This is a genomic window from Haematobacter sp. (genome assembly GCF_032102465.1).
Lineage (GTDB): Bacteria > Pseudomonadota > Alphaproteobacteria > Rhodobacterales > Rhodobacteraceae > Haematobacter.
Window position 1 is genome coordinate 358,840 of the sequence record NZ_DAMDHB010000001.1, and the last position, 25,317, is coordinate 384,156.

Below are 25,317 nucleotides of genomic sequence, written 5' to 3' on the forward strand. Positions count from 1 at the left end.
CTCAGGGCGCGGCCTTCGCCGCGTCCTTGCCGGCCTTTTCCGTCTTGTCCGAGCGATCGACGCCAAGCCATATCAGCACCACCGAAGCGATGAAGATCGTGGAATAACAGCCAACGAAAATCCCGAATACCATCGCGAAGGAGAAGCCCCGGATTACATCCCCGCCAAGCGCCAGCAGCACGAGAAGCGCGAGGAAGGTGGTCATCGTCGTCATGATCGTCCGGCTCAGCGTTTCGTTGAGCGAGAGGTTCACGATGTCCTTGAGGCTGCGCTTCTTGTATTTCACGAGGTTCTCGCGCACCCGGTCGAAGATCACCACCGTGTCGTTGATCGAATAGCCCACCACCGTCAGCACAGCCGCGACGACGGTCAGATCGAACTTGATCTGGAACAGCGAGAAGACGCCTATTGTCATGACCGCGTCATGCACAAGCGCCGCGACCGCCGCGACGCCGAACTGCCATTCAAAGCGCATCCATATGTAGAACATGATCCCGATGATCGCCGCGCCGAGAGACAGCAGCGCCATGGAGACCAGCTCGCCCGAGACCTTCGGCCCGACGGTTTCCACCGCTTGAAAACGGATGGTCGGGTCAACAGCCTGAAGGGCGCGCTCCGCCGCCGCAATCTGCTCCGAGGACAGCATATGTGCGTCATCGGGCGCCTGGATGCGGATCTGCGCCACGTGCTGATCCGCCCGAAAGGTCGGATCATAGACCTGCGTCAGTGTCACATCGCCATACCCCAGCGGTTCCAGCGCATTGCGATAGGCGCCGATGTCCACGGGTTGACTGGCCTCGGTGCGGATGGTCGTGCCGCCGAGAAAGTCGATGCCGAAGTTGAAGCCCAGCGTGAAGCAGCTCGCGATGGCGATGACCATGGCCAGCATCGAGGCCGGGAACACCACGCGCGCAAAACGGAAGAAGTCCCAGTTCGTGTTGTCGGGAACGAGCTTGAGCCGATACATGTCAGACCTTCAGCGTCTTCGGCCGGCGCCAGTCATACCACATGGAGATGAGCAGACGGGTGACGGAGACCGCGGTGAACAGGGAAGTGACGAGGCCGAGCGCCAGCGTTACGGCAAAGCCGCGAACTGGCCCGGACCCGAGCGCGAAGAGGATGACCGCGATCATCAGCGTGGTGACGTTCGCGTCCATGATGGCGGAGGACGCCTTCTCATAGCCAAGCTCGATGGCGCGCGCGGGACGTGTCCCGTTGCGCAGTTCCTCCCGCACCCGTTCGAGGATCAGCACGTTCGCATCCACGGCCATGCCGATGGTCAGCACGATCCCCGCGATACCGGGCATGGTCAGCGTCGCACCGATGAGCGACATCAGGGCGATGATGAAGATCAGGTTCAGGACGAGCGCCACGTTGGCGATCATTCCGAAGAAACCGTAGCCTGCCACCATGAACAGCATGACCGCGATCATCGCGACCGTCGCCGCAAGGCGTCCGGCGTCGATCGAATCCTGCCCGAGTTCCGGCCCGATCGTCCGTTCCTCAAGGAAGGTCATCTTCGCAGGCAGCGCCCCCGCCCGAAGCAGGACGGCGAGTTCCGTCGATCCCTCGACGCTGAAGTTGCCCGTGATGATGCCGGAACCGCCCGCGATATGGCTCTGAATGACCGGGGCGGAGATCACCTTGTCGTCCAGCACGATGGCGAAGGGTTGCCCGATATGGTTGGCGGTATAGTCCCCGAAGACCCGGGCACCCGTCGCGTTGAAGCGGAAGTTCACCGCGGGCCGACCGTTCTGGTCGAAGGCGGGCTGGGCGTCGGTGAGCAGATCGCCGGAAAGCACCGGCTCCGTCTGGACGATGTAATAGACGCCCGGCTCCTCCTGCGCGGCATAGAGGCTGTTGCGGGGACCGGGGTTGGCATTCGGATCCTGCGTGCGGCCCACGACGGAGTTGAAGGTCAGCCGCGCGGTGGTGCCGATCAGGCCTTTCAGCTCATCGGCAGAGCCGAGACCCGGCACCTGGATGAGGATACGGTCGTCACCCTGCCGCACGATGGTCGGCTCCCGGGTGCCGACCTCATCGACGCGGCGGCGGACGATCTCAAGCGACTGCGCCATGGTCCGCTCGTCCGAGGCATGCCGCTCCGCATCCGAAAGCTGCACGGTGATCGTGTCGCCTTGCGCATTGATGGCGAGGTCGCTCGCTCCCACACCTGTCAGCGTGGTCACGGGACGCGACAGGGTCCGCACGATTTCCAGCGCGCGGGGCATGCCCTCCGGCTGGGAAATCTGCACCTGAAGCACACCCGGCTCCGAGGTCAGCCGCCGCACGGAACCGACCGTCGCCCGTTCCTGCACCAGAGCGTCGCGCACTTCCGGCCAGAGGCTGTCTATCCGCCCGGCATAGACGTCCGAGAGATGCACTTCCGCGAGAAGATGCGCCCCTCCCCTGAGGTCGAGCCCGAGGTTCAGGATCTTCGACGGCATCCAGGAAGGCCAGAGAGACAGCGCCTCCACCGTCTCCGGGTCGGTCGCCTGTCCGGTCTTGTCGTATTGGGCGACGGCGTCGTTGTGACGTTCGACCCGGTCGTAGAAAGCGTTCGGCAGGGCGACGGCGATACCGATCGCGATTGTCGCCCAGATCAGGATCCGCTTCCAGAGGGGGAAGTGCAGCATGGGGTTCTCGGCTTCAGGGACGGATCGACGGGCGGGCGCTCAATCGGCACGCCGCCCGTGAATGGGATCAGGTGTTGGCGACCGGCTCGGTCTTGGACAGCACCTGCGCGACCATGGAGCGCAGAACGCGCACCCGCACGCCCTCGGAGATCTCGACTTCAAGCTCGCCGTCGTCCTTGACGCGGGTCACCTTGCCGATGATGCCGCCGTTGGTCAGGATCTGGTCGCCGCGCTTCACCGCCTCGATCATCGCCTTGTGCTCCTTCTGCCGCTTCTGCTGCGGACGGATGAGCAGGAAATACATGATCGCGAAGATCAGGATGAGCGGAACGAAGCTGGTCAGAGCCGAAGCTGCGCCGCCGGAACCGGCAGCCTGCGCGAAGGCGGGAGTTGCGAACATGGGGTCCTCCTGATGTCTGGCCCTTTGGGTCACTCCGGAGATCCCCCCGGAAGGCTGGCGCGCACCCTATAGTCGGGGTTTCTGGAGCGCAAGGCGGCGGGACAGCGCGAATCCGTGTTCGTTTCAACCTCTGGCCAGCCGCTGGCCAACCTCTGGCCAGCCTTCCGGGCCGTGCCTTGCCCGGCACACCGCCCGCAGCCGTTCAGCGGAATCCGGCGCGGAAAAGCCTTTCCCCCTTCGGCTCTGTCGGGCATACGGGGCCCGGACGATCCAACTCCGGTGACATCATGCACGACATCCGCACCATCCGCGACAATCCCGCCGCTTTCGACGCCGCACTTTCCCGGCGCGGGCTGTCTCCGATGTCGTCCGACATCCTCGCCATCGACGAGGGGCGCCGCACCCGCATCCGTGTGGCGGAGGAGGCGCAGGCCGCCCAGAACGCCGCTTCCAAACATGTCGGCGCCGCCAAGGCCCGCGGGGATGAGGCGGAGTTCGAGCGGCTCCGCGCCCTTGTCGCCGCCAAGAAGACCGAAGTCGCCGACATGCAGGCCGCCGCCGCCGCGGATGATCTGCGTCTCCGCGACCTGCTGCTCACCATCCCGAACCTGCCGCTCGCCGACGTGCCGGAGGGACGGGACGAGAGCGACAACGTGGAAATCCGCCGCTGGGGGGAGCCGCGCCAGTTCAACTTCGCCCCGAAGGAGCACTACCAGCTTCCGGCCGTGCAAGGCGGGATGGATTTCGAGACCGCCGCCAAACTGTCGGGCGCACGCTTTGTCGTGTTGTCGGGCGCCGTGGCGCGGCTGCAGCGGGCACTGGCACAGTTCATGCTCGACACGCATGTGACGGAGAACGGGCTGACTGAAACCTGGACGCCGGTCCTCGTGCGTGAGGAGATGATGTTCGGCACCGGCCAGCTCCCGAAATTCGGCGAGGACAGCTACCAGACCCGCGAGGGCTGGTGGCTCGTGCCGACGGCAGAGGTCACGCTGACCAACATCGTCAACGATACGATCAGCGCGCAGACAGACCTCCCCCGCCGCTTCGTCGCCCATACCCAGTGTTTCCGCTCCGAGGCCGGCAGCGCCGGGCGGGATACGGCCGGGATGCTCCGCCAGCATCAGTTCGAGAAGGTGGAGATGGTCTCCATCACCACACCGGACGCCAGCCTTGCCGAACATGGCCGCATGACGCGTTGTGCGGAAGGCATCCTCGAGAAGCTCGGCCTGCCCTACCGTACGGTGGTGCTCTGCACCGGCGACATGGGGTTCGGCGCGACGAAGACCCACGATCTCGAAGTCTGGCTGCCGGGGCAGGATACCTATCGGGAGATCTCCTCCGTCTCCGTCTGTGGGGATTTTCAGGCGCGTCGCATGAATGCCCGCTACCGGCCGGAAGGCGGCGGCAAGCCGGAATTCGTCCATACGCTGAACGGCTCCGGGCTGGCGGTGGGCCGGACCCTCATCGCGGTTCTGGAAAACGGCCAGCAGGAAGACGGCTCCGTCGAGCTTCCCGCGGCACTCCATCCCTATCTCGGCGGGCGGACCCGGATTACGGCGGAGGGTGCGCTCGTCTGAGCGCGCCCTACAGCAGGTGGAACGGCCGCGTCTGGATGGGCGGAATGACCACCCAAACCATTGAGACGACCACGACCGGCACGATATGCAGCGTCCGCTCCCAGACCGGCATCTCCGGCAGCAGGGACAGCGACAGACAGATCAGGCCCGTCACAAGCGGGTACGTCGCCAAGCGGGAACGATGGCGGCATAGCGGGGCGCTCTTTCTCGGGGCAACAGAACGCGGCGAACTGGCCGCGGGAATGACAGTCGCCGCCGCCGAAACGCGCATGGCGGCAACCGCTTGGCCTCTTCCTCTCACCGATGAGATGCCGCGCACAAAGGTTGAGACGGCGGCGCTCGTGGCCAATCTCATTCCTCCGCTGCTGAACGAGCCCGCCATCGACATGCAGTAATAACGCCGCTTGACGCTCCCGGCCTGTGCAGGCCCGGGAACCTCCCGCCTATGGGACCCGGCTTATCGGAGCACCGCCGCCGCGCAGAGCCGGAGGCGGCGCGCGGCTCGGGAAACGCCGCCGCGTCAGCGGCGTCCGCCGGATCAGGGGCGAAGGGTGCCGTTGCCCTCGACCAGATACTTGAAGCTCGTCAGCTGCTCTGCGCCCACAGGGCCGCGCGCATGCATCTTGCCCGTGGCGATGCCGATCTCGCCCCCCATGCCGAACTCACCGCCATCCGCGAACTGGGTGGATGCGTTGCGCATCAGGATCGCACTGTCGAGCCGCGTCGCGAACCGCTCCCATGCCGCATCATTCGCCGTGACGATCGCATCGGTGTGCTGAGAGCCATAACGGCGGATATGCGCGATCGCGCCATCCACACCGTCCACCAGCTTTGCCGCGATCACCATGTCGAGAAACTCCTTGCCGAAGTCCTCGGCGGTGGCCCTCACCGTTCCGGGGATGTCGGCCAGCTCACCTTCTGCCCGGACTTCGACCCCGGCCTTCACCAAATCCTCGATCATCGGTGCGCCGTGGCGCGCATGAAACTGCCGGTCGATCAGCAGGCATTCCGCCGCGCCGCAGATGCCCGTCCGGCGGGTCTTGGCGTTGAGCACGATCCCGCGGGCCATCTCCACATCCGCCTCCGCGTCCACATAGACGTGGCAGATGCCCTCCAGATGCGCAAAGACCGGCACCCGTGCCTCCCGCTGCACAAGGCCGACAAGGCCCTTCCCGCCACGGGGAACGATCACGTCTATCCATTCGATCGCATGGAGCATTTCCGTCACCACCGCGCGATCGCGGGTCGGCACAAGCTGGATCGCCGCTTCCGGCAGGCCTGCCTGGCGCAGCCCCTCCACCATACAGGCGTGGATCGCGCGGGAGGAGTTCAGGCTCTCCGACCCGCCCCGCAGGATCACCGCATTGCCCGCCTTCAGACACAGCGCGCCTGCGTCGGCGGTGACGTTGGGGCGGCTTTCGTAGATCACGCCCACGACGCCCAGCGGCGTCCGCACCCGGCGGATATGCAGCCCGGAGGGGCGATCCCATTCGGAGATCACCTCCCCCACGGGATCCTTCTGCTCGGCCACGGCGCGAAGCCCGTCGGCAATGCCGCCGATCCGCGCCTCGTCCAGCGTCAGCCGGTCGATCATGGCGGGGCTGAGGTCGCGAGACCCCGCTTCGCGCAAATCCTCCGCATTGGCGCGCAGTATCCCCTCACGCTCCCGCCAGACCGCTTCTGCGGCGGCGAGCAGGGCTGCCCGCTTGCTCTCCGCTGGCGCGAAGGCAAGCTCCGCAGCCGCCGAACGGGCAGCCCGTCCGAGATCTGTCATGAGGTTCTTCGCGGAAGTGGTCGCAATATCCATGGCTCTGGCCCTCTGCTGAGGCTTTGGAGATAGGGGAGTCCCGGGGGTTTTGCCACCCGGATCCCGCTGGAAAACCCGCGCGCTGCCGTCAGCAGGCCAGCGCGCCCCCGAGGACCGTCACAGCGTCACAGCACCATGTCGTCCCGGTGAATCAGCGCTGCACGGCCCGCATAGCCGAGGATGCCCTCGATCTCATCGCTGTGGCGCCCGCAGATCGCCCGCGCCTCATCCGCCGTGTATCGTGTCAGGCCAAGGCCCAGCCGTTCCCCCTCCGGTCCGTGGATCGCCACCGGCTCTCCCCTCCCGAAGCGGCCGGAGACCGCGGTGACTCCGGCGGGGAGCAGCGATTTTCCCGCCGACAGCGCCCGCGCGGCCCCTGCGTCAATCGCGAAGCTGCCCCGCGGCTTCATCGCCCCGATCCAGCGCTTCCGGGCGGCCTGCGGGTCGCGTTCACCGACGAACCACGTCGAATTCGCGCCCTCCAGCAATGCGGTAAGCGGCCGGTTCACCGAACCTTCCATGATGGCCATGGCGCAGCCGCCCGCGACGGCGGTTTTCGCGGCCATGATCTTCGTCTTCATCCCGCCTTTGGACAGGCCGGAGATCGGATCGCCCGCCATCGCCTCGATTTCCGGCGTGATGCGCGCCACCAGGTCGAACCGTCGGGCGGTCGGGTCTTCCTTGGGGTTGGCAGTATAGAAGCCATCCACGTCGGACAGCAGGACAAGCATGTCCGCGCCCACCGTCACCGCGATCTGGGCGGCGAGGCGGTCGTTGTCGCCATAGCGGATTTCATCCGTCGCAACCGTGTCGTTCTCGTTCACGATCGGCACGACGCCCAGAGAGAGGAGCGTCTCCATCGTCGCGCGGGAATTGAGGTAACGCCGGCGATCCTCCGTATCCTCCAGCGTCACCAGAACCTGCGCCGTGGTGATCCCATGCGGCGAGAGCGCCTCCTCATAGGCCCGCGCCAGCCGGATCTGCCCGACGGCGGCAGAGGCCTGGCTCTGCTCCAGCGACAGAACGCCCGGTGGAAGGTCCAGCACCCGCCGTCCCAGGGCGATGGAACCGGAGGAGACGAGGATCATCTGCGTCCCCCGTCCCTTGGCCTCCGCCACATCGGCGGCGAGCCCCTCCAGCCAGTCGGATCGCAGCTGCCCCGATACGGCATCCACCAGCAGGGCCGAGCCGATCTTGATGACCAGCCGCCGCGCCGCGCGAATATCCGGGCGTTCAGCGGTATCCGCGACGGTCGAGGTCAGGGCTGCCATGCGCCGGGCTCCGCGATCTCCTCGCCCTCCGGCGTCTCGCCGCGTGCGGCGGCGATCTTGGCCCAGAGGATGCGCAGCACGTCCTGCACCCCCTCGCCGGACACACCGGAGATGACATGCACCGGCCCGCCCGACGCCTTCTCCAGCGCGCGGCGGCGGGAGGAGCGGGTCTTCGCATCCAGCGCGTCGGCCTTGTTCAGCGCGAGGATGCGGGGCTTGTCGGCGAGGATTTCCGAATAGGCCTCAAGCTCAGCAATGATGGTGCGGTAGTCCTTCGTGATGGTGGAGGACGTGCCATCCACAAGGTGAAGCAGCACCGCACAACGCTCCACATGGCCGAGGAACTGGTCGCCCAGCCCCCTGCCCTCGCTTGCCCCCTCGATCAGGCCGGGGATGTCGGCCATCACGAATTCCTTGCCATCGACCCCGACGACGCCAAGGTTCGGATGCAGCGTGGTGAAGGGATAGTCCGCGATCTTGGGCCGCGCATTCGACACAGCCGACAGGAAGGTGGACTTGCCCGCGTTCGGCAACCCGACCAGCCCCGCATCGGCAATCAGCTTCAGGCGGAGCCAGATCGTCCGCTCTATTCCCGGCTGGCCGGGATTGGCGCGGCGCGGGGCCTGGTTGGTCGAGCTCTTGAAATGCAGGTTGCCGAAGCCGCCGTTGCCGCCACGGCCCAGCAGCACCTTCTGACCGATCTCCACCAGATCGGCGATGACGGTTTCCTCGTCCTCCTCCAGCACCTCCGTGCCGACGGGGACGCGCAGCACGATGTCGTCACCGTCCTTGCCCGTCCGCTGGCGGCCCATGCCGGGCTGACCCGAGGTCGCAAAGAAATGCTGCTGGTAACGGAAGTCGATGAGCGTGTTCAGCCCGTCAACCGCCTCCACCCAGACATCGCCGCCGCGGCCGCCATCCCCGCCGTCCGGCCCGCCGAACTCCACGAACTTCTCCCGCCGGAAGCTGACGCAACCGGAGCCACCGCCGCCGGAACGGATATATACCTTGGCGAGATCGAGGAATTTCATGCTGGCGCGCCTTGTCTGCGGAATGGTCTTGAATAGGCGAAGGGCCGGCAAGTCTCAAGCCGGCCCTTTGGAAGCTGCGCTGACGCGCGTATCAGGTCATCGGGCGGAGATAGGTCCAGGTGGGCACATTGCTCCCCCGGGCGATGGAATAGGCTTCGGCATCGCCGAGATACCGGAACCCGGCGTTGGTCAGCACGCGGGCGGAGATGGGATTGTCCTGAAAGGCCTCGGCAAAAAGCGTGCGCGACTTGTGCGGGTTCGCGCCAAGCAGAGCGGCCATCGCCTCGGATGCGAAACCCGCATTCCAGAACGCGGGCGCCACCCAATAGCCGACTTCCGACTGGTTGTTGTCGATGTGGGTGAGGCTGATCACGCCCAGAAGCTCGGCCAGTCCCTGCTCCGAGCCATCAAGCGCCCAGACATCCTCCACCCGCTTGGGCGATTCAGCGCGCGCGATATAGGCCTCCGTCATGCCGGGCGGCAAGGGATGGGGGATGGCGCGGGTGCCTTCGGCCACGCGCCGGTCGCCGGAGTAGAGCGAAAGAAGCCCCGCGTCGGATTTTCGCAGCGGACGCAGCACGAGCCGCTCCGCCCGAATCACGGGCTGAGGCTCCACCGGCGTAACCGCGCTTCCATCCAGGATCGCATTGACACTCATTCCAACCCTCCAATTCCCTTCCGGGCGTCACCCGGTCAAAAAGATCTGTATCCCGAAGGCTTTGCGGCAAGACACATTCTTGCCATGAGCCCAGCGGAAAATTGTCGCATCCTGCACGCCGGGCTCCCCCTGCCCTTGCAGCGCCGCCGGAAGCGGAAGGGGGGCCGGCTTTTACGCCGACCCCCGCTTACATCCGAAATGTAAAGGTTCGGCTTATTCGGCGGCCTCCACCGCGGGGCGCACCGAAATGAACGTGCGGCCCTTGAGGCCCTTCTTGAACTCCACGCGGCCTTCGGTCAGCGCAAAGATCGTATGGTCACGGCCCATGCCGACATTATCGCCCGGCCACCAGGTGGTGCCGCGTTGACGCACGATGATGTTGCCCGGAATGACCGCCTGGCCACCATAGAGCTTCACGCCGAGACGACGGCCCGCGGAGTCGCGGCCGTTGCGGGACGAACCGCCTGCCTTCTTGTGTGCCATCTGCTCTCTCCTTATTCCGCGGCGACGGGCTGTTTGGTGCCCGAGCCGATCGCGGCCTTGACGCCGCTCGCGTCAGCGCCGGAGGCCAGAATGTCCGTCACGCGGACGAGCGTCAGTTGCTGACGGTGCCCACGGGTACGCTGCGACGAGTGCTTCCGGCGGCGTTTGACGAAGTGGATCACCTTGTCGCCCTTGATCTGGTCGATCACTTCCGCCTGCACGGCAGCACCGGCGACGAAGGGCGCACCGAGGGTCAGGCTGTCGCCACCCACGGCCAGAATATCGTTGAACTGGACTTTCTCACCGGCTTCTGCCGCAAGCTTTTCCACGCGCAGAACGTCACCCGCCTGCACCTTGTACTGCTTGCCACCGGTCTTCAGGACCGCAAACATGGTCTTCCCTTTCTCAACCGCGTCTTTCGGTCCCGATACCCGGCGTTCACGCGGCAATCGCCGCACCTCGGACAGCGCGCCCCCTTCGGGACGACATAGAATTACCCGGAACGGAGAGATTCCCCGCCGGAGGCAGTCCTATAGCGAGCGTCGGACGACAAGTAAAGCCTAGAGATCCTGCCCGGACAGGAAGCGCGCGGCATTTCGGCCAAGATCGTGGGAGACCCCGTCGAACAGGCCGTCATAGGCCGCGAAAAGCGCGCGGTTGAGCCCCTGCCCCGCTGGAGTGAGGGTGAAGGCCGTGTAGCGCTCCAGTTCCGCATCCGTCAAGGGCTGGTAGGCCATAAGCAGATAGGAATAGAGCCAGTCCTCCGTCTCCTGCCGCACATCGTCTGCCTGAGAGGTGACATCCTTCAGGATGTCCTCCTGGCTCAAGGGAGATCCGAAGGCGCGCCCTTCGTTCAGCCCGGCGTAGAAAGCGATATTCGCGTTCAGCGCCCCTACCACATTGGCCTCCGTGAGATCATTCGCCTCCACGAAGCGGTCGATCAGGGCCACGCGCGGATCTTCCTGTGCGATCATCTCCTCGGCCCGGTCGCGGCTGGCATCCTCCACCGCCTCGTCGAGCTGCGCAACGCGCGCCTCATTCTCGAGCATGACCACCTTCTGGCCAAGAGCGCCAGCGAAGAACATCTGCGCCGCCTGACGATCGGCCGCACCCATCCGCAGGAACGCAGGAGCGAACCCCGCTAGAAAATCCTGCTTGAGCCGCTCGGGGGCGTAGATGGACGCGACAAGCTCCGCCCATCGGTTGCCACCGCGTCCGGGGAACAAGTCCTCCTCGATGGAAGCCCCATAGGCCAGCCCCTCTTGCCGCAGGGTGTCGAGCGTCTCATCGATATGGAGTGCTTCCAGAAGAAGTGTCACCTCCGCCCGGGATGTCGCAATCGGCGCTCCCTCCGCCCGAACAGGCGTCACCGTCGCCGCCGGGAACGCCAGCACGAGAGACAAGACAAGGATGGAAAAGCGATACATCCGGCGCTCCTCGATGGATATGCCGAGATCGACACCGCAAAACTCTATGCGCCCCTCCTCCGATTTCCAAGGCCAAGCGCTTGCCGCACGCGGAAAACCACTTGCAGCCGCTGCATCAACCCTCTAATAGCGCCGCGACGACCCTCAAATGCGGAGAGGTGCCGGAGTGGTCGATCGGGGCGGTCTCGAAAACCGTTGAGCGTGCAAGCGTTCCGTGGGTTCGAATCCCACCCTCTCCGCCAATCATCATTGATATTGCTGCTTTATTTTCTCGATTGCGGCAGTCACCCGCCATAAGCCCCGCCATGCGAAATGCGCTTGGATGCACCGGGGCGTAACGGAACTGGTGGAAGGGATGCACTCCGGCAAGTTGATACTGTCGGTGGGGAGCCGGAGCCCAAACCTGACATGCCTCGCGGCACGGCGGGGCGCTTCCCTCACTCAAAGCTCTCATCCACTTTGCGTATATCGCGTCGCTCGTACTCTCGCGTACGTGCTATCCAATCGCGCGCCTCCGGCGCGAGTCGGGCAATTGTGCGCCCGACCTCCTCTTCGCGATGGCATTGAAGGCCCTCGATCGCAAAGAGGCGTCGTTCGACGATATTTGCGAGGTCTCCTGGCGAGTAGGAGGATGGACGAAGACGTTCGAAGAATGCTGTAACAACGTCTTGAGATCGAGGCGCGGCATCGACCAGCGCGGTCGCCAACTGAGAAAGTTTATCGCCTCCGTTCTCACCAACGAAGGGCGAGACATGGTTGGCGATTCGCATCCAACGATCAGGATTCTGGTTGCACCACTCAATGACGGATTCGGCTGGCAGGCGTTGCAGTGGTCCAGACCGCAAGCCGTCACGTAATCTGATCGCCGGTTTCTCGATGCCATCAGGGAAGACATGGTTGAGGAAAGTGATGGGCGTCCGCACAGCTAAGGCACCAAGCGTTTCGCGCAGATCATGGACATAGCCGAGCATCCGATTTGCTCTAGCGATGATCTCACTCATGACGCGGTTCGCGCCTGTCCCATCGTCGCCCCGCAAGGAGTATAAAAGGGCCTCGGCGATGTCATGATCAAGTTTGGCGCTTATGCTATTTCGTCCGATGAAAGCGACAGCCGCATCGATTCCCAATACACGAAGATCCTCCGGCCAGGCTTCGCGGGCCGCCTTTTCAGTGTGACCAAGCATCTGAAGCGCGCCCACAACTAGTTCAGGATCGTGCCCGCCGTCTAGGATGGCCTGCAACAAGCGAACACGGTTTTGATCCGTAAATTCGCGGTCCGGACGCCAGATTAAGTCGCCTAACTGTGACGCAGCAGTTCGGGCCTCGGCAGCAATCGTGACCAAATGATCCACTTCGTCGGCGGCCAGAGCGCCACGTGGCAAGAACACTGCATATTCGCGACGTAAGGTGGGGTTGTCCCGACATTCAGCGCGAATCCCCGCCGCCGCGGCTGGATCCGCAATGTCGAGACCCTGCAGAAAGCCGGTCAGTATGCCGGTTTGTCGCGTTCGGGATGCATCGCTCAGATGGAGATCCCGGAGAATTAACCACGTCGCTGATGGCGCTGCCCCGCCATTCGCTAAACCGATGCCGAGTGAATAGAAGGACCTGTTCTCGCATTCGAGCAAGCTGCGGCCGATGGACTTCAATACGTCCGGAGAGCCCGCCAGTTCTCGTCCCAGTGCCTCCAGCCGTTCTGCCCGTTGGTTCTCTGCCACTTGGTAATTCTCGTATTCTTCCTCCAGATTGCTGCCCTGCGTCATCTCTAAGCGAACACTAGCCACCAAGTCCTTTGGGGACATCGACGCAACAAGGTCGCGAACCGTGGCTAAATCCTTCTCCGGATACGTTGCGCCCTGCCTCCTGATGGCAAAGAGCATGCGCCTGAACGCAACCAACCCCTCGCTCCAAGTGGTTGATGCATGGAGTTGTTGTGCTATGCGAATGATTTGCGGCCGAAGACTGGGATACCCTCTCCAGATTTCGTCGATTTCCCCTGCCAACGTATCCCGGGCACTTGCCACGATCGTCGGAGGCCCATGGAGGGCGACATTTGCCGCGAGTTCCAGCCAGTTTTCATACCAACCTATCCGCTGGGTTTCAGTGGGTTCCCAGCCATATGGGTTGGGCCGCGCATCGTCGCTTGAGAAGTAGGACGAAGTCCAAGAGCCCGTTTGCAACGCTGAGCGTAGCATGGTCATGCCACGACCGTTCTTGTTCGAATTGCTCGAGAAGAGGTATCTGCGAGCGACTGCGAGACGTGTTTGAGTCTGCGCCGTCGTGCCAGATAGAAAGAGACCGAACAGATTTCCCAATGCGCTGTCTGCGTGATGGGTCCCTTTATCTGCGAGAGCCTCCCAAAGCGCGAATAGCCTGTCACATGCAGCGGCGAACATCGCCTCATCATGCGCGATCTTCAGGATCATCCGTGTCAAGACGTCGACGTGAGCGAGGTCGATGGGCGCAGCCTTGATCGCGGCTATCACTCCGTCCGCAATGCGCAAGGTCTCGTCCGGCGCCAGATGGCAAACTGCTCCGAGCAATTCCATGTCACAATCCGCGCCGTAAAGCGGCCCGCCAACCTCCATCCAACGATTAACGATCCGGCGCGCTTGATCGCAAGCGTGGAGGTAGGACAGACGTCGGGCAAGAGAGAGACGGAGGCGTGGCTTGTCGGAAAAATTATCGGCGATATCTTCCCAGGAAATGGATTGCAGCGCCTGCTGGGCGAGACGGTTGGCAAGCGCATGTGGCAGCACTGCCCGCCAATCACCTCTCGTTTGAGCTAGCCCCTTATCGCAAAGGGTTTGGGCATGTCGAAACATGGCCACGCGCGACAGTTCGGCAAACGCACCGAGGAAGCCCAACTCATTAATATCTGCGTAGCGACGCATATTGAAGGAATAGACGAGCGACAAAACCTCCGCCGCGCGCTCGACGCTCGGGTCTGGCGCATTACGTTGCCAGAAAAGCCGACGGAACAATTCACTATCCTTGAATGTGGAAAGCGTACCGGTCTCAGGCAAAGCTTCACTGAGCGCGAATGCCAGCCGGGCATTACCCTGGGCCAGTTCGGCAAGGCGACTTGCATCTCCGGCTGAAAGAGTTCCCCGACGGCGCTTAAGTAGGGCCTCCACAATATCGGAGCCTTCGGCCTCGATGCGAACGAGGTTGGTTTCTTCCGGTCTGTCGGTGCGCACATCGTACTCGATTGTGATCAGACGCACGGGATTCGCTTGCCTCTCAGACAGCTTACGGGCCAGCCGCTGGTGTGTCTCTGGAGGGCAGTTGTCGACAACCATTATCATCGGAACACCGCGCTGGATCAGCGCCTCGAGCATTTCCGAGGGGATAGGGTCAGGAGAGTCTCCGATATCGGTATAGACGGCTTGGCCTTGAGGAAGAACGCCGCGCGCTCCAGACGACTCAAAAAGCGCTTGCACAATGCGGCTCTTGCCGATCCCGGAAAGTCCAGCGATGCGTATCGCCTTGTTTCCGTTGCGAACCAGATCCCGAATGGCATCGAGCGCATCGGGAACGCTCCGGGTCGTTTCGCCGCCCGGAATGTGGAAGACAAGGCCCCCCTCGCATATCAGGTCATCGTTCTCGCCATTCGGAGTTGAAGACCATCGGCCGTATGGCCTCCAACCCATCAGAGTTGGAAGATTGAGCTTTGGACGGAGCCACGCGGCGACCGACGGATGCGCGCTCACCCAACGTGCGAGAGCGTTGCGATCGAGGAAAGCTACATGCAGATGGGTGCCATTGGGATCGTCTCCTACGGCTTGGCGCATGGCTTCAAGCCGTCGTTGCAGCATCGCTTCCGAGCAGTCCGCACCCGCGCTAGCGATCAGATACGCGCCGCGCTGACTTGCGAGCTCGGATATCGCCGGACGGACGATACCACCTTTGGTCATCTCCTTGCCAACGTCTGCAGGAGGCAGATCGCCCGCTTTGACTTGGATGCCGACTTTCTTTCTTACCAACAAGCCGGCCGGGCTGAATGTTCCTACCGCCTCCACAACCACGTCTAATCCGCCGTCGGGGGCGGTCTGACTTCCGCCCCATGTGACGTCGGTACGACGACCGCCTTGCGCTTCCCTCTCAGCCTCACAGAGCCGCGCGACGAGCTCCCGAAGATCCTCGTCGCCGAGATCAACCAAGCGCGAAGATGGGATATCGAAAAGGGTCACGAATGATCGTCCTTATTGGGGCGCCTCTCGGCCAGAGAGCGCAACTAGCTTGGAGCAAACTGAGAACGGTCGGAGTACTAGCCACCGGAAATCTACGTTTATCGGCATGAGTTGATCAATCGTTCGAGGAGAGTTTTCAGTGCGCCTCTCCACGAGCGCTCTACGCCCTCCGATTGACTACTATTTCTCGCGTAGAGGCGTACTCCTCGCCCGCTGGCGCTTGCGGTCCAGCGCGCGCAATGGATCAGTCAAATCTGGATAAAACAAGGTTTGTCATATGGTTGATCTGAAGACGATCGTCATTGCTTCGCGCGCGGGAGGCGTCGGAAAGACAACGCTCGCCCGAAATCTTGCCGTTGTCGCTGACACCTGCGACTATCCGGTCATGTGTCTCGACATGAGCCCCGATCAAAGCCTGCGGCGCTGGTGGACGCGCTGGGGCAAGGTCGATGGTCCGGCAATGATTCCGCGGGACCCGGAACCCCAAGAACTGCAGGCGATGCTGGCCAGGATGGAAGCCGCCAAGTATCAGCTTTGTATCATCGACACGCCCACTGCGGGAACGGCGGGGAGCGATACATCGCCGCTGCTGACCTCGTCGTGATACCGGTCCGTCCCATGGCGGATTTGCGAGAGGTCGAGGCTACTGCGGACATTGCGAGCCGCCTGCACGTGCCGCTCGCTTTCGTGCTCAATGAGGCGCCCACGGCGGCGCTTACGGAAGGGATCGCGGAAACACTGGCCAAACTGGGCCCAGTCGCTCCAATGGTGCTTCCCCCTCGTGTGGCTCATGCAGTTGCCGAGGCTGCTGGACGAGGCGTGTCCGAGACCCGGAATGCCGCGGCTACCGCAGGAATAGCAGCGCTCTGGCAGTGGCTGCGAGAAATTCTCTATGCCCCACCGACGGTCCAAGACGCGGACGCGGAAGGCGAGCAGATTTCCAACGACGGCTCGTCCGTGGTGGCATCGGGGAAGCGCGTGGAGCGCAAGCTTCAGCTTGTCGTAGATCCAGCGTGCTACTCCCGGCTGCGGCTGTATTGCGCCGCCAACGACATGACCCGTCAGGACGCGCTGTACCGCGCGGTGACGGAGTTTCTTGATCGCGTCGGCGTACCGTCAACCAAGAACCAACGCTGAGGCTGCCAGCCGCCAAGGACACGACAGATTCGGCACCCCGGTACTGCGCTGCTGTCTGGGTCGTCCAGTGCCTCCTCGACGATCCGCAGATTCTCGCTGGCAGAATAGCGCGGTGCCGATGGCTGCCATGGCCATGCCCCACTGTCCTGTAGAAACGAGGGCCAATTCCAGGGGTTTTTACACGCCCTTGGCCAACGTTCTCGGCCGTATTGGCTTTTTGTGATGCGCCCCACGTTGAGCCTAACCGTCCACGCGGGACTTGAGACCGTCATGTCGCAGCGCGGAGGCTATACGTGCCAGAGCAGAGTTCACGAATGAGCCGGCCCAAGGCTGACCTTCAGCACATGCGCGCCGAAGTTCCGTTTTCTGTCTCGGGGTCGTCGGTCGGACCCTTGGGCTGGGTACCTGAGCGCATCGACAAAGTGGGCGAATGCTAGCGAAGCCAGACGACTGTTCGGACACTAGAGGTGATAGCCTTGGGTTGGTGGGCATCAGTAGCCCAGCTACACCGCGTAACACACGCCATTCGCGGTGAGAAGCCAGCCAGCAGGTATGTCGAGTAAGATTGCGTTCAAATGTAACTCACCTTCAGCAGGCGATCAGATAAATCGGAGTCACGATTGGAAAGAAGCTTCCCGCAAAGATTGAACCGGATCATTCCGTGGTCGGCTTTGGCGAGCATAGGGAATTCGTCTCCGGCTCGATTAACCGCGCTGGCGCCGCTGATTGGTTATCTTATCATCTACAACCAGCTAATTGCCAACTTCTTCTTTCTTTCGAAAGGTGGGGAGGCAATGGGCGCAGAGCCTGTTACCATCCTTGATCTTCTTACGGACCTAAAGCTGACGTTCCTATATTTTGGCCTCATTTTTTTGATATAGGAGCAATTCTATTCACCATGTTTGCGCCAAAAAGCATTAAGAAATACAAGACGCCAGAGGAATACGTTCTTGCAATGGGGGCTGCGCAAACCGAATGGCAGATCATAGACAATTTAATGCGTGTTGGCCGGTCGGCATGGAATGGCGAGTACTTCGAAAACCCATATAGCTACGGAACTATTTCTTTAAGCTTCACGGAAGACACGATGTTCCAACTTGATGCTATCTTGGAACATGCAGGCCACAATGTGTTTGATGACGAACCTTCATCCAACGGATCAGAAACGTCTGACGCGGAGATCGGATTCCATAATGCCCTCGGGAATGTAATGAGAGATCGCGTTCTGGAGTGTATTCTATCAAGACGCAGAGTTAATCTTGCCATATGGCAGAACGCCACCGGCGTTATTGTGGAGGATCGTGCACGTGATGTTTTTTATATGACCTACGCTTTCGATGAATCAACCAAATTTGGCGTGCGTCTTTCTTGTTCAGTCATGTTCGTTCTTGGAGCGGCGCTGCTCGCGATTCCGACCATAATCACTTCTCTGGAAGTGATCTCGCAGATTGCAAAGTAGAGCAGGTACGTCATGGGGTGGCGATAATGTTTTCATTAATTTTGCGGAAGCTGCGGGAACGACGACTTGCTGGAAAGATTATCGCCTGTTCAAATTGTTTCCATGATATCGGGTTACGTAAAGTTGCGGAAAAATTTGGGAACAGTGCGCCCGGCCCTTGTCCGAATTGTGGTTCATGGGATGGTTCGAATCTTACCCTCAACTCGCTGGAACTCGCCTGCACGGAGTTTTTCGTTCGTGGTTCAATTTTCACCGGCAAAGGATGGTTTGCGCCCATGCTCCAATATAACCATTACGACAGGCCGTTTGATGAGATCGGGAGAGAACCGTTACGAAAAGACATCAGATTACTGTCTGAGGCCTTCGGGTTGAAAGTTTTTCTGTACGGCCCTCCGCTTTGGATGCTTGGCAAGCCAGCTGAGGAAGGCGGCGAGCAAAGTTGGGAAAAATCTGATTACCAAGAAATCTGCAACTATCACAACGAGCGCGAACTGGACGGCAATGCCACGTTTTTTCGGGTCCAAAGGAACATCGAGTTCACGCCTAAAGATGCACGATTTTGTTCTCCCCCGGAGGAACTTAGAACAACATACGGAAGATTTGACTCTCTCGAGCTACCTATTTTGTACTGTTCTTTTGACGTCGAAACTTGCCTTCATGAGAGCAGAGTCAGTCTTGAGGACGACATCTTTGTTGCAACAATGCACCCAACAAGAACGTTACGCCTCTTGGATCTGACTTCGCCAAAAATGGATTCTGAGATCTCTCCTTTCGAGGATCCTCGAATTTGGCTGAAAAGTCTGATCTATGATCATGGAAGCTATGATGTTTGTCAGCAGTTGGCTTCGCACATTAATTCTCTTGGATATGATGGTTTCGTTGTTGAAAGCTATTTTCAGCAGGCCGCTCGAGCAAAGCACGCGAATCTCTGCATCTTTGGCCGCCCGGTGGTTTCCGGATCGGTTGGCGTCGAGGGGATCAACAAGGTGAATCTGCACAATGTGTCGTATGAGTTTGGTTTTGGCCCGGCTGTTTTCAACAACGAACTATTTGTCGACGAGGATCAGCTGCTCATCAATAACGAGGTATCTTCAACAGTTGACACAAGATGAGTGGTAACAGTGATTGTGACATCGGGTCAGTGTCGGCCCACGCCACGACAAATCGAACCAGCAACCTCGGGCAGCTCCAGGCCCCATACTGAACTCATCACTCCAGCCCTCGCAGAGGCCGCTTTCTGCGCCATCGCTGCCGCCTCGGGGGGCAGTGGCGAATGGCAGCTATCGCCGGTTTCTGCGAACGCGATGCCGCAGCGTCACGGGCGGCTCTCCGCTCTCGTCGCAACGTAGGCGTTGAGTCAAAGCCTTCCGCTAATGTCGATCACCGCACCCACCCTTCGCCCGCTCCAACGGCAATGGGTCCTTCCAGCGGGGGTAGGTGCGGGGGGCGGAGGCCCGAAAGATCGCTAGTTGGGACAAAAAGTTCGGGGTGCGCAGGCCCTCAAGCGGTGCGCACCCCGGTTCGCAGGTCAGTTCAGGCAGCTACGCCTCGTCCATCCGATCGCAGGGCCGTTCGCCATAGCAGGCGTCATCAGGCGCGACCCATTGACGGCACTTGCCACAGAAGTACCGCCCGTCGGGACCATCACGGTCCCAGTCCGAAAGGCTTTGCCACTCCTCGCTACTGACGCTGCGTCCGGTCCAGCTCAGCGGGTCGCCCGACAGAGAGTATCCGTGTTTGGAATACACTTTCGGAGCGGTCTCAGGCGGCGCGCGGGACACGTTCCCCGTGGGGAGGGGGCTGCTATCCCCGCTATTCCCGCTATCCAGTACGGGCCGAATAGCGGGAATAGCAGGAATAGCGGTGTCCGAAACCCCGCGAAGGACTTCGGACACCGCTCGCTTGACATCAAAGAACATTCGGACCCCGCACGATCTTGTAGGCCTCTTTGCGCGGCTTGCCGGCGATGACGGCATCGTTCAGACGAACCAGCCAGCCCGCCTTGACCAGCATGGCCAGCGGCTCGGTGAGCTTCGGCCGTTCGCGCAGCGCATTGGGGCCAAACTTCAGGATATCGCTCGGGGTGACGCGGTCTTTCTGCCAGCTTTCAAGCAGCCATTTCCGCAGCGTTTCCGCTTGCGCGGTCTTTGCCGAAACCAGACCGGCCTCGACCAGCCGCTTCGCCTCCGTCAGATAGAACTGGGCCAGCGTGATGCCGCAGCCCATGGCTTCAGCCTTCACGTCACCCGCCTCAAAATCTGTCCAGAGGGTCAGGATACCCGCGAGGCGTGCGGCCTGCTCCGCCGCCTTGCTGGCGAAGGATCGGATATGCTCCAGCGCCCCTCCGGGTCCCTGCTCCTTTTCGATGGTCTCATGGAAGCGCCAGAGCAGTTCCTCCGCGGCCGGCGAGAGCAGCAGGCGACGCGGCATGAGTTCCTGGGGATGATCACCGGTCGGCAGCGGGGCATTGAGCAGAGACATCACGCGTTCCGAGAAGTCCTTCAGCACTGCGTCGCTGGCGGGGGCGTGTCCGCGACGGAGGCGCGTTCCGATGGCGCTCGGCGGCTCCGTGATCAGGAAGCGGGCCAGAAAGCCCTGCCCGGATGCCTGCGGGTCGGAGAGCAGCGGGCGGGCCGCAATGGCCTGGGCCATGAGATGCATAGCGAGGCGACGTCCCGGATAGCTGCTTACCCCATCGCCGGAGCGAACACGGTTCACCGGGTCGGCGTTCCAGAGCTGCGACAGACCCGCCATGGTCTTCAGTCGGTTATCGGAGTTCATGGCGTGGCCGCCAATGAACCCACCCCCCTCATCATTGAAAAGGCCAATCGAGGGACGACCGATCTGGTAGAGCTTCAGCAGTCCTTCCAGCGTCGGGTCCTGGCTCGTGATCATGGGAACCAGCGGCGCGCTTGGTTCCGGACCAAGCGCCCGCAGGTCAGCGTTGGCTGCTGCCGCCTTATCCTTTTTGGAGCCGCTTGCCTCCGTCAGCAGCCGCTTGCGCGTGGTGCTCCAGATATCGCGGGCGACGGCCTGTGCAACGCTCTCCTCCCGGTAGGCCTTGTCCAGCGCCGCTTCAAAGGCACGGACCCCGAGCATGACCAGACGGTCGGCGGAGGATTTGCGCTCGCCGCTGTCCGCGATGGTCAACAGGAAGAGGGAAAGTGGCGAGGTGCTTCCAGCAAGAAGGGCGACGTTGGCGTGAGGCTGGAGAACCAGTGAGGCGACCGCGAGGGTCGATTGCGCTGCAATCGCAGCGGGTGCTTGGGTCATGTCCTGGACCGCTTCCACCGCAGCACGGAGCGGTCCCAACGCCTCCACCGGATAAGGGTTGCCGCGCGGGATGTCCCGGACGAGCGGTTGGGGACCCTCCGCCACGTACGGCACGGCTTCCGCCGCGAAGGTGGAGGTGTGTTCGGGCGCATTCATGCCGCGACTCCGTTGTTCTTGAGAATGTCGTTCCAGTCGCGCCCGTGCGGCGCGGGAAGCAGGCTGACGGTCCAGCCCAGGGCGACCGCCCGTTCGGCGAGCGCATTGCCCGCCGCTTGGCCGGGACCATCCCCGTCGGTGGCGATGGTCAGTCGGCCCGGCTCAGCGGGCAGGCGAACCCCGCTCATGCCGGAGGTGGAGAGAGTCGCCCAGGTGGTCGCAGACACCTTCAGAAGGCCGCTGGCGAGGCTGAGGGCGGTTTCGATTCCCTCGGCCACGACCAGCGCGCCATTGCCCTTGGTGAGGCGGACAGCCCCGCCCGCGACGGTTCCGAGCATCGCCTTGGCCGGGGCCTCCTCCGCCTTGCCGGTGCCATCCGCGCGCAGGAAGGTGCGATGCACCGCGAAGTGCTCCGAACCCTGCACGATGGCCACCATGGCCGGGAGGCGCTGACCGCTGGGGTGCCAGCACGCCGGATGGAAGCGCAGGGTGTCCGGCAGCGCGCAGGTGATCGCCCGGTGGCGCAGGTAGAACTCCGCGACCGTGTTCTCAATCGGGCGGGCCTCGTCCCAGATCGCCCGCGCCTGCTGCGCGCGCTTGTCGGCCTTGCGAAGCGCCTCCGCCTGCAGACGGGCCAGTTCGCCGCCGTCCATCTGCGGTTCGCGCGGGGGGCCGTCGATCATGCCCAGATCCCGGAGCGCATTGCAGATAGCGGGGAACGGGCAGCCGGCGTGGCAGTAGAACAGCAGACGACCGTCCGCCCCCCGCGAAATGCTCAGGGCCGGGGTGTTGGTGTTGTGGTGGGCCGGGCAAAAGGCAAGGCCATACTGGCCCATCCAGCGCCCTCCAAGGGCGCCGGTGAGTTCGATAGCATTCATTTTTGGATTTCTCAGAGAGGGGCTATGGGCGGGGTGCTGCTCCCCGCCCTGTGCCGAAGATGGATCAGGCCGCCGAGGTGCGGCCGGCTTCCCACGCGTCGATCTCGGACTGGCGGAACCTGGTGCAGTTCGGCGAGAGCTTCACCGGCTGAGGGAAATTCGGGGCGGATTTGATCCACCGCCAGATCGTCGAACGATTGACGTTGTAGCGCTGCGCAAGCTGCGCGTCGGTCAGGAAGAGTTCGGGGATACGCATGTTGCCCTCCGTAGCAAGTTGTCGTTGTAGGGAGAGAGGTGCCGCGGATCAGGCTGATTGGCTAGCGGGGGAGGTTCAACAAAACCTCGCCCCCCTAGCGTGGCTTCCGCCGGAACAATTCGGGCGTCCACGAGATAAGATGTCAGAGAATATTCTTATTTTATCGTATGTTAATTGGGGGGTGAGGTTCTCGCAAAGGGGGGGTAGGTTAGCTCGTCCGAGGAGCACCCCCGCCCTTTTTCCAGTTCACCAAGGTTGCAATCCGCTCGGCCGCTACCGTACCCATCGGGTCCTTCCCGGGCCACAACGCTTTGTTGTTCCCTATCCACGCCTCCACCGCAGCCTTGGGAGTGATCCTGGTCACAGGATTCTTTGCAACCCCGCGCCATGCCATCGCGGCAAATGCGAGTTCGGCGCAAAAGTGTGGATGACTGACGTCCATGAAGTCATCGGGATCGAAAATCCGTGTAAAGAAGTCCTTTGCCCATATGCGCGCCGGGGGCCACGCCTGAAGCGACTCCGGTGTAACGGTCGTCTGCGTCCAGTCGGGCTCCATCGCCACCTGAATCCTGTGTGCGTTCTGCAAGGGCGTTTCGGCGAATGGATCGTCGTCAAAGTGGTCAAAGGCAGCCTTCAGCGTGTGTATCTCGCTTTGCGATAGCAGCCAGACCTCACCTTCCATACGCGGTGAGAGCGGCCCGTCGTCAGCGGCCCGATACACAAACCGCGCCGACACGTCGCCGTTTCGGATGGCGGCCGTCAGTGTCGTGAAGACCGCTTGAAAACCGGGATGGCCGACTGTCCGCATGACGGGGTAGCTTCGTCCCAGCCCATCGTCCTCCCAGTCGATTGCCGCAGGATCGCCGCCTGCGATCAATATTGCCGCCACCGTAACCGGCAGTTCGGAGGCATTCTGCCAGAAGTCCATCTGTGTCATCGTATTGCCGTCACCTTCGCTGCTGATCGGCTGTTGCCCGCCAAGTAATCCGCCCATGTCGCCATCATCGACCGCCGCTTTTCGACCATGTCGCCGCGCCGGTATGCGGCCTCGACGGCATTGCCGACGCGGTGGGCCAGCGCAACCTCGGCCATGTCGCCGGGGTAGCTTGTCCGCTCTGCCACCCAGTCCCGAAACACGCTGCGCAGGCCGTGTGGAACAGCCGGTCGCTTGCTGACCCGGTCGAGAAAGCCTTTGCCGCCGGAGGAGATGTCCGCCTCGTGCAAGCGTTTCATCGTCGCCGACAGCGTCATATCTGACAGCTGCCCGCCACGCGGCGCGGGGAAAACGAGAGGGTTGTCCGCAAAGCGCGGCAGCGCTTCAAGCAGCGTGATTGCTGCCGCCGACAGCGGCACGCGATGCTCCCGCGTCATCTTCATTCGCGTGGGCGGAACGGTCCAAAGTCCCGCCTTCAGGTCGATTTCTTCCCATGTGGCCCCACGCACTTCCTGCGATCGTGCCGCCGTGAGGGCTGCGAACTCCAGTGCCCGACTCCCCATGCCTTCACGCTCTCGGAGCGCCGCCATCCATCGGGAAGCCTCGTCGATCTGAAGGGCGGGCTGATTGTCCTGCTTGGCCACCTTCGATGCCGCTGGTAGGAGCTCTTTCAGGTTGCCTGCCCAACGGGCCGGATTGTCGCCGTTCCGATGCCCGGCCACCGTCGCCCAAGCCAGCACCGACTCGATTCTCCCGCGGACACGAGAAGCGGTTTCGGTCTTCTCGGACCAGAAGCCTGCCTTCCTCCCATCGACGGGCTGGTTCAGCACCCGCAAGACATCCTGGACGGCGATGTCCTGAACGAGCATCTCACCGATGTGGGGTAGTGCATAACTGGTTAGCGTATTGCGCCATTGATCGCGATGCTTCGGATTCTGAAAAGCTTCCAGCTTCGCCCCCAGATAGCGATCGGTTGCCTCGGCAAAGGTGAGTCCCCGATGCTGAGCGGCAGCGAGCGTGGCCTTGGCCGCCTTTCTTTCCTCGACCGGATCGACGCCTTGACGGATTTTGTCCTTTGCCTCACGAGCGCGATCCCGGGCCTGCGCGAGCGAAACCCGGAAACGCCCCTAGCCCTATCTCACGGCGGCGGGTTCCGACGACCGTCCGAAGAAGCCACGAACGTCCACCGCTCGGTGTGATCTGCAGCATGAGACCAGCAACGCCGCCAACCGCGAAGAGCGCATTCCCGCCCTCGCCTGAATGAGTGAGCCGCTTCACCTCAAGCGCCGACATTTCCTTTGCAACCCTTGGCATTGTCACCCGTCATGCTACCCGCCATCCCCAATGGCGCGGATGACAACAGGATGCAACGATCTGCTGCAAGCGAAGCGGAGAAAATCGTTACACAGCGGGGACTTTCGAGAAGCCATGCGACAGTATGAAGCGGGACAGTGGCGGTCACCCTCTCCGCCACTTATCCCCGACATTATTGAATTATTCCTCAGCAGATGTCGTTCACCTGTCCTACGGCTTCCGGTTGAATGCATTGGGACGCAGCAGGCTTCGGTTCGAACACATTCGGACGGTGGACTGCGTCATATGGCATGACTGGGTTGCCCATGACGTCGACGCGCAAGCCGACAAATGACCCGCAATTCCCGCAGCGTCGCAGCGCCGCACAGGCGCACAGGCGCACAGGCGCACAGGCGCACAGGCGCACAGGCGCACAGGCGCACAG

General features: G+C 62.3%; 25 protein-coding genes, 1 tRNA gene and 1 pseudogene. 9 read left to right on the forward strand and 18 right to left on the reverse strand.

The features are described 5' to 3' along the window. Position 1: 1 nt before the first annotated feature. From secF to yajC, 3 genes are all read right to left on the reverse strand, one after another. Complete coding sequence (gene secF, locus RT513_RS01740) at positions 2-967, reverse strand: protein translocase subunit SecF (RefSeq protein WP_088216189.1); 966 nt, start codon at positions 965-967, stop codon at positions 2-4. A gap of 1 nt (position 968) precedes the next feature. Further along, positions 969-2,636 (reverse strand): protein translocase subunit SecD, encoded by a 1,668-nt coding sequence (gene secD / locus RT513_RS01745; RefSeq protein WP_088216190.1) that lies wholly within the window; start codon positions 2,634-2,636, stop codon positions 969-971. 67 nt (positions 2,637-2,703) lie between these two features. Further along, positions 2,704-3,036: a preprotein translocase subunit YajC gene (gene yajC, locus RT513_RS01750; RefSeq protein WP_088216191.1), complete on the reverse strand. Its 333-nt coding sequence runs from the start codon at positions 3,034-3,036 to the stop codon at positions 2,704-2,706. A gap of 287 nt (positions 3,037-3,323) precedes the next feature. Between yajC and serS the strand changes: the two genes are divergently transcribed. Continuing rightward, entirely contained in the window at positions 3,324-4,616 is a 1,293-nt protein-coding gene (serS, locus tag RT513_RS01755; protein WP_290689711.1) for a serine--tRNA ligase, read from the forward strand. A 7-nt stretch (positions 4,617-4,623) separates the two neighbouring features. On the opposite strand, the gene RT513_RS01760 is transcribed toward serS, so the two are convergent. Continuing rightward, entirely contained in the window at positions 4,624-4,788 is a 165-nt protein-coding gene (locus tag RT513_RS01760) for a hypothetical protein (protein WP_290689712.1), read from the reverse strand. A gap of 70 nt (positions 4,789-4,858) precedes the next feature. On the opposite strand from RT513_RS01760, the gene RT513_RS01765 reads away from it, so the two are divergent. After that, on the forward strand, positions 4,859-5,011 hold the full coding sequence (locus RT513_RS01765) for a hypothetical protein (protein WP_290689714.1): 153 nt from the start codon (positions 4,859-4,861) through the stop codon (positions 5,009-5,011). A 143-nt stretch (positions 5,012-5,154) separates the two neighbouring features. On the opposite strand, the gene RT513_RS01770 is transcribed toward RT513_RS01765, so the two are convergent. From RT513_RS01770 to RT513_RS01800, 7 genes are all read right to left on the reverse strand, one after another. Beyond that, positions 5,155-6,390, reverse strand: a complete 1,236-nt coding sequence (locus RT513_RS01770) for a glutamate-5-semialdehyde dehydrogenase (protein WP_409518387.1) — start codon at positions 6,388-6,390, stop codon at positions 5,155-5,157. Between the two features lie 158 nt (positions 6,391-6,548). Beyond that, a complete protein-coding gene (gene proB / locus RT513_RS01775; protein ID WP_290689716.1) occupies positions 6,549-7,694 on the reverse strand; it encodes a glutamate 5-kinase in 1,146 nt (381 codons plus the stop codon). Further along, positions 7,682-8,725: a GTPase ObgE gene (gene obgE / locus RT513_RS01780; RefSeq protein WP_290689717.1), complete on the reverse strand. Its 1,044-nt coding sequence runs from the start codon at positions 8,723-8,725 to the stop codon at positions 7,682-7,684. Before obgE ends, proB begins: the two co-directional genes overlap by 13 nt. 91 nt (positions 8,726-8,816) lie before the next feature. Next, positions 8,817-9,383, reverse strand: a complete 567-nt coding sequence (locus RT513_RS01785; protein ID WP_088216196.1) for a GNAT family N-acetyltransferase — start codon at positions 9,381-9,383, stop codon at positions 8,817-8,819. 213 nt (positions 9,384-9,596) lie between these two features. Beyond that, the gene (gene rpmA / locus RT513_RS01790; protein WP_035706550.1) at positions 9,597-9,866 is read right to left on the reverse strand and encodes a 50S ribosomal protein L27; all 270 of its coding nucleotides are present in this window, start codon (positions 9,864-9,866) and stop codon (positions 9,597-9,599) included. Between the two features lie 11 nt (positions 9,867-9,877). Continuing rightward, positions 9,878-10,258, reverse strand: a complete 381-nt coding sequence (rplU, locus tag RT513_RS01795) for a 50S ribosomal protein L21 (protein WP_035706553.1) — start codon at positions 10,256-10,258, stop codon at positions 9,878-9,880. Between the two features lie 168 nt (positions 10,259-10,426). After that, positions 10,427-11,293: a hypothetical protein gene (locus RT513_RS01800; protein ID WP_290689719.1), complete on the reverse strand. Its 867-nt coding sequence runs from the start codon at positions 11,291-11,293 to the stop codon at positions 10,427-10,429. Between the two features lie 152 nt (positions 11,294-11,445). On the opposite strand from RT513_RS01800, the gene RT513_RS01805 reads away from it, so the two are divergent. Beyond that, positions 11,446-11,535: transfer RNA gene (locus RT513_RS01805), tRNA-Ser, on the forward strand. Between the two features lie 195 nt (positions 11,536-11,730). On the opposite strand, the gene RT513_RS01810 is transcribed toward RT513_RS01805, so the two are convergent. After that, entirely contained in the window at positions 11,731-15,486 is a 3,756-nt protein-coding gene (locus tag RT513_RS01810) for a hypothetical protein (RefSeq protein WP_290689720.1), read from the reverse strand. A 277-nt stretch (positions 15,487-15,763) separates the two neighbouring features. Here RT513_RS01810 and RT513_RS01815 point away from each other — a divergent pair, with 277 nt between their 5' ends. The 5 genes from RT513_RS01815 to RT513_RS01835 all read left to right on the forward strand — a co-directional run bounded on the left by RT513_RS01815 (position 15,764) and on the right by RT513_RS01835 (position 19,194). Next, the gene (locus tag RT513_RS01815) at positions 15,764-16,090 is read left to right on the forward strand and encodes a DnaB-like helicase C-terminal domain-containing protein (RefSeq protein WP_290689721.1); all 327 of its coding nucleotides are present in this window, start codon (positions 15,764-15,766) and stop codon (positions 16,088-16,090) included. 14 nt (positions 16,091-16,104) lie between these two features. Further along, positions 16,105-16,623: a hypothetical protein gene (locus tag RT513_RS01820; protein WP_290689724.1), complete on the forward strand. Its 519-nt coding sequence runs from the start codon at positions 16,105-16,107 to the stop codon at positions 16,621-16,623. A 644-nt stretch (positions 16,624-17,267) separates the two neighbouring features. Then, positions 17,268-17,504, forward strand: a complete 237-nt coding sequence (locus tag RT513_RS01825) for a hypothetical protein (RefSeq protein ID WP_313533458.1) — start codon at positions 17,268-17,270, stop codon at positions 17,502-17,504. Between the two features lie 17 nt (positions 17,505-17,521). Further along, positions 17,522-18,082 (forward strand): hypothetical protein, encoded by a 561-nt coding sequence (locus RT513_RS01830; RefSeq protein WP_290689726.1) that lies wholly within the window; start codon positions 17,522-17,524, stop codon positions 18,080-18,082. A gap of 26 nt (positions 18,083-18,108) precedes the next feature. After that, positions 18,109-19,194 (forward strand): RES family NAD+ phosphorylase, encoded by a 1,086-nt coding sequence (locus tag RT513_RS01835; RefSeq protein ID WP_290689728.1) that lies wholly within the window; start codon positions 18,109-18,111, stop codon positions 19,192-19,194. A 796-nt stretch (positions 19,195-19,990) separates the two neighbouring features. On the opposite strand, the gene RT513_RS01840 is transcribed toward RT513_RS01835, so the two are convergent. The 6 genes and pseudogenes from RT513_RS01840 to RT513_RS20775 all read right to left on the reverse strand — a co-directional run. Beyond that, entirely contained in the window at positions 19,991-21,511 is a 1,521-nt protein-coding gene (locus RT513_RS01840) for a YfjI family protein (protein WP_290689729.1), read from the reverse strand. After that, the gene (locus RT513_RS01845) at positions 21,508-22,389 is read right to left on the reverse strand and encodes a toprim domain-containing protein (RefSeq protein WP_290689730.1); all 882 of its coding nucleotides are present in this window, start codon (positions 22,387-22,389) and stop codon (positions 21,508-21,510) included. Before RT513_RS01845 ends, RT513_RS01840 begins: the two co-directional genes overlap by 4 nt. Before the next feature lie 64 nt (positions 22,390-22,453). Continuing rightward, positions 22,454-22,645: a helix-turn-helix transcriptional regulator gene (locus RT513_RS01850; RefSeq protein ID WP_290689731.1), complete on the reverse strand. Its 192-nt coding sequence runs from the start codon at positions 22,643-22,645 to the stop codon at positions 22,454-22,456. 208 nt (positions 22,646-22,853) lie between these two features. Then, entirely contained in the window at positions 22,854-23,582 is a 729-nt protein-coding gene (locus RT513_RS01855) for a hypothetical protein (protein ID WP_290689732.1), read from the reverse strand. Next, the gene (locus tag RT513_RS01860) at positions 23,579-24,169 is read right to left on the reverse strand and encodes a tyrosine-type recombinase/integrase (RefSeq protein WP_409518391.1); all 591 of its coding nucleotides are present in this window, start codon (positions 24,167-24,169) and stop codon (positions 23,579-23,581) included. Before RT513_RS01860 ends, RT513_RS01855 begins: the two co-directional genes overlap by 4 nt. A 147-nt stretch (positions 24,170-24,316) precedes the next feature. Next, positions 24,317-24,658 (reverse strand): annotated as a pseudogene (locus RT513_RS20775) (phage integrase central domain-containing protein); the annotation flags it as partial. Here RT513_RS20775 and RT513_RS20780 point away from each other — a divergent pair. Further along, the gene (locus RT513_RS20780; RefSeq protein WP_409518388.1) at positions 24,578-24,778 is read left to right on the forward strand and encodes a hypothetical protein; all 201 of its coding nucleotides are present in this window, start codon (positions 24,578-24,580) and stop codon (positions 24,776-24,778) included. The pseudogene RT513_RS20775 and the gene RT513_RS20780 sit on opposite strands and share 81 nt — an antisense overlap. Positions 24,779-25,317: the final 539 nt, after the last annotated feature.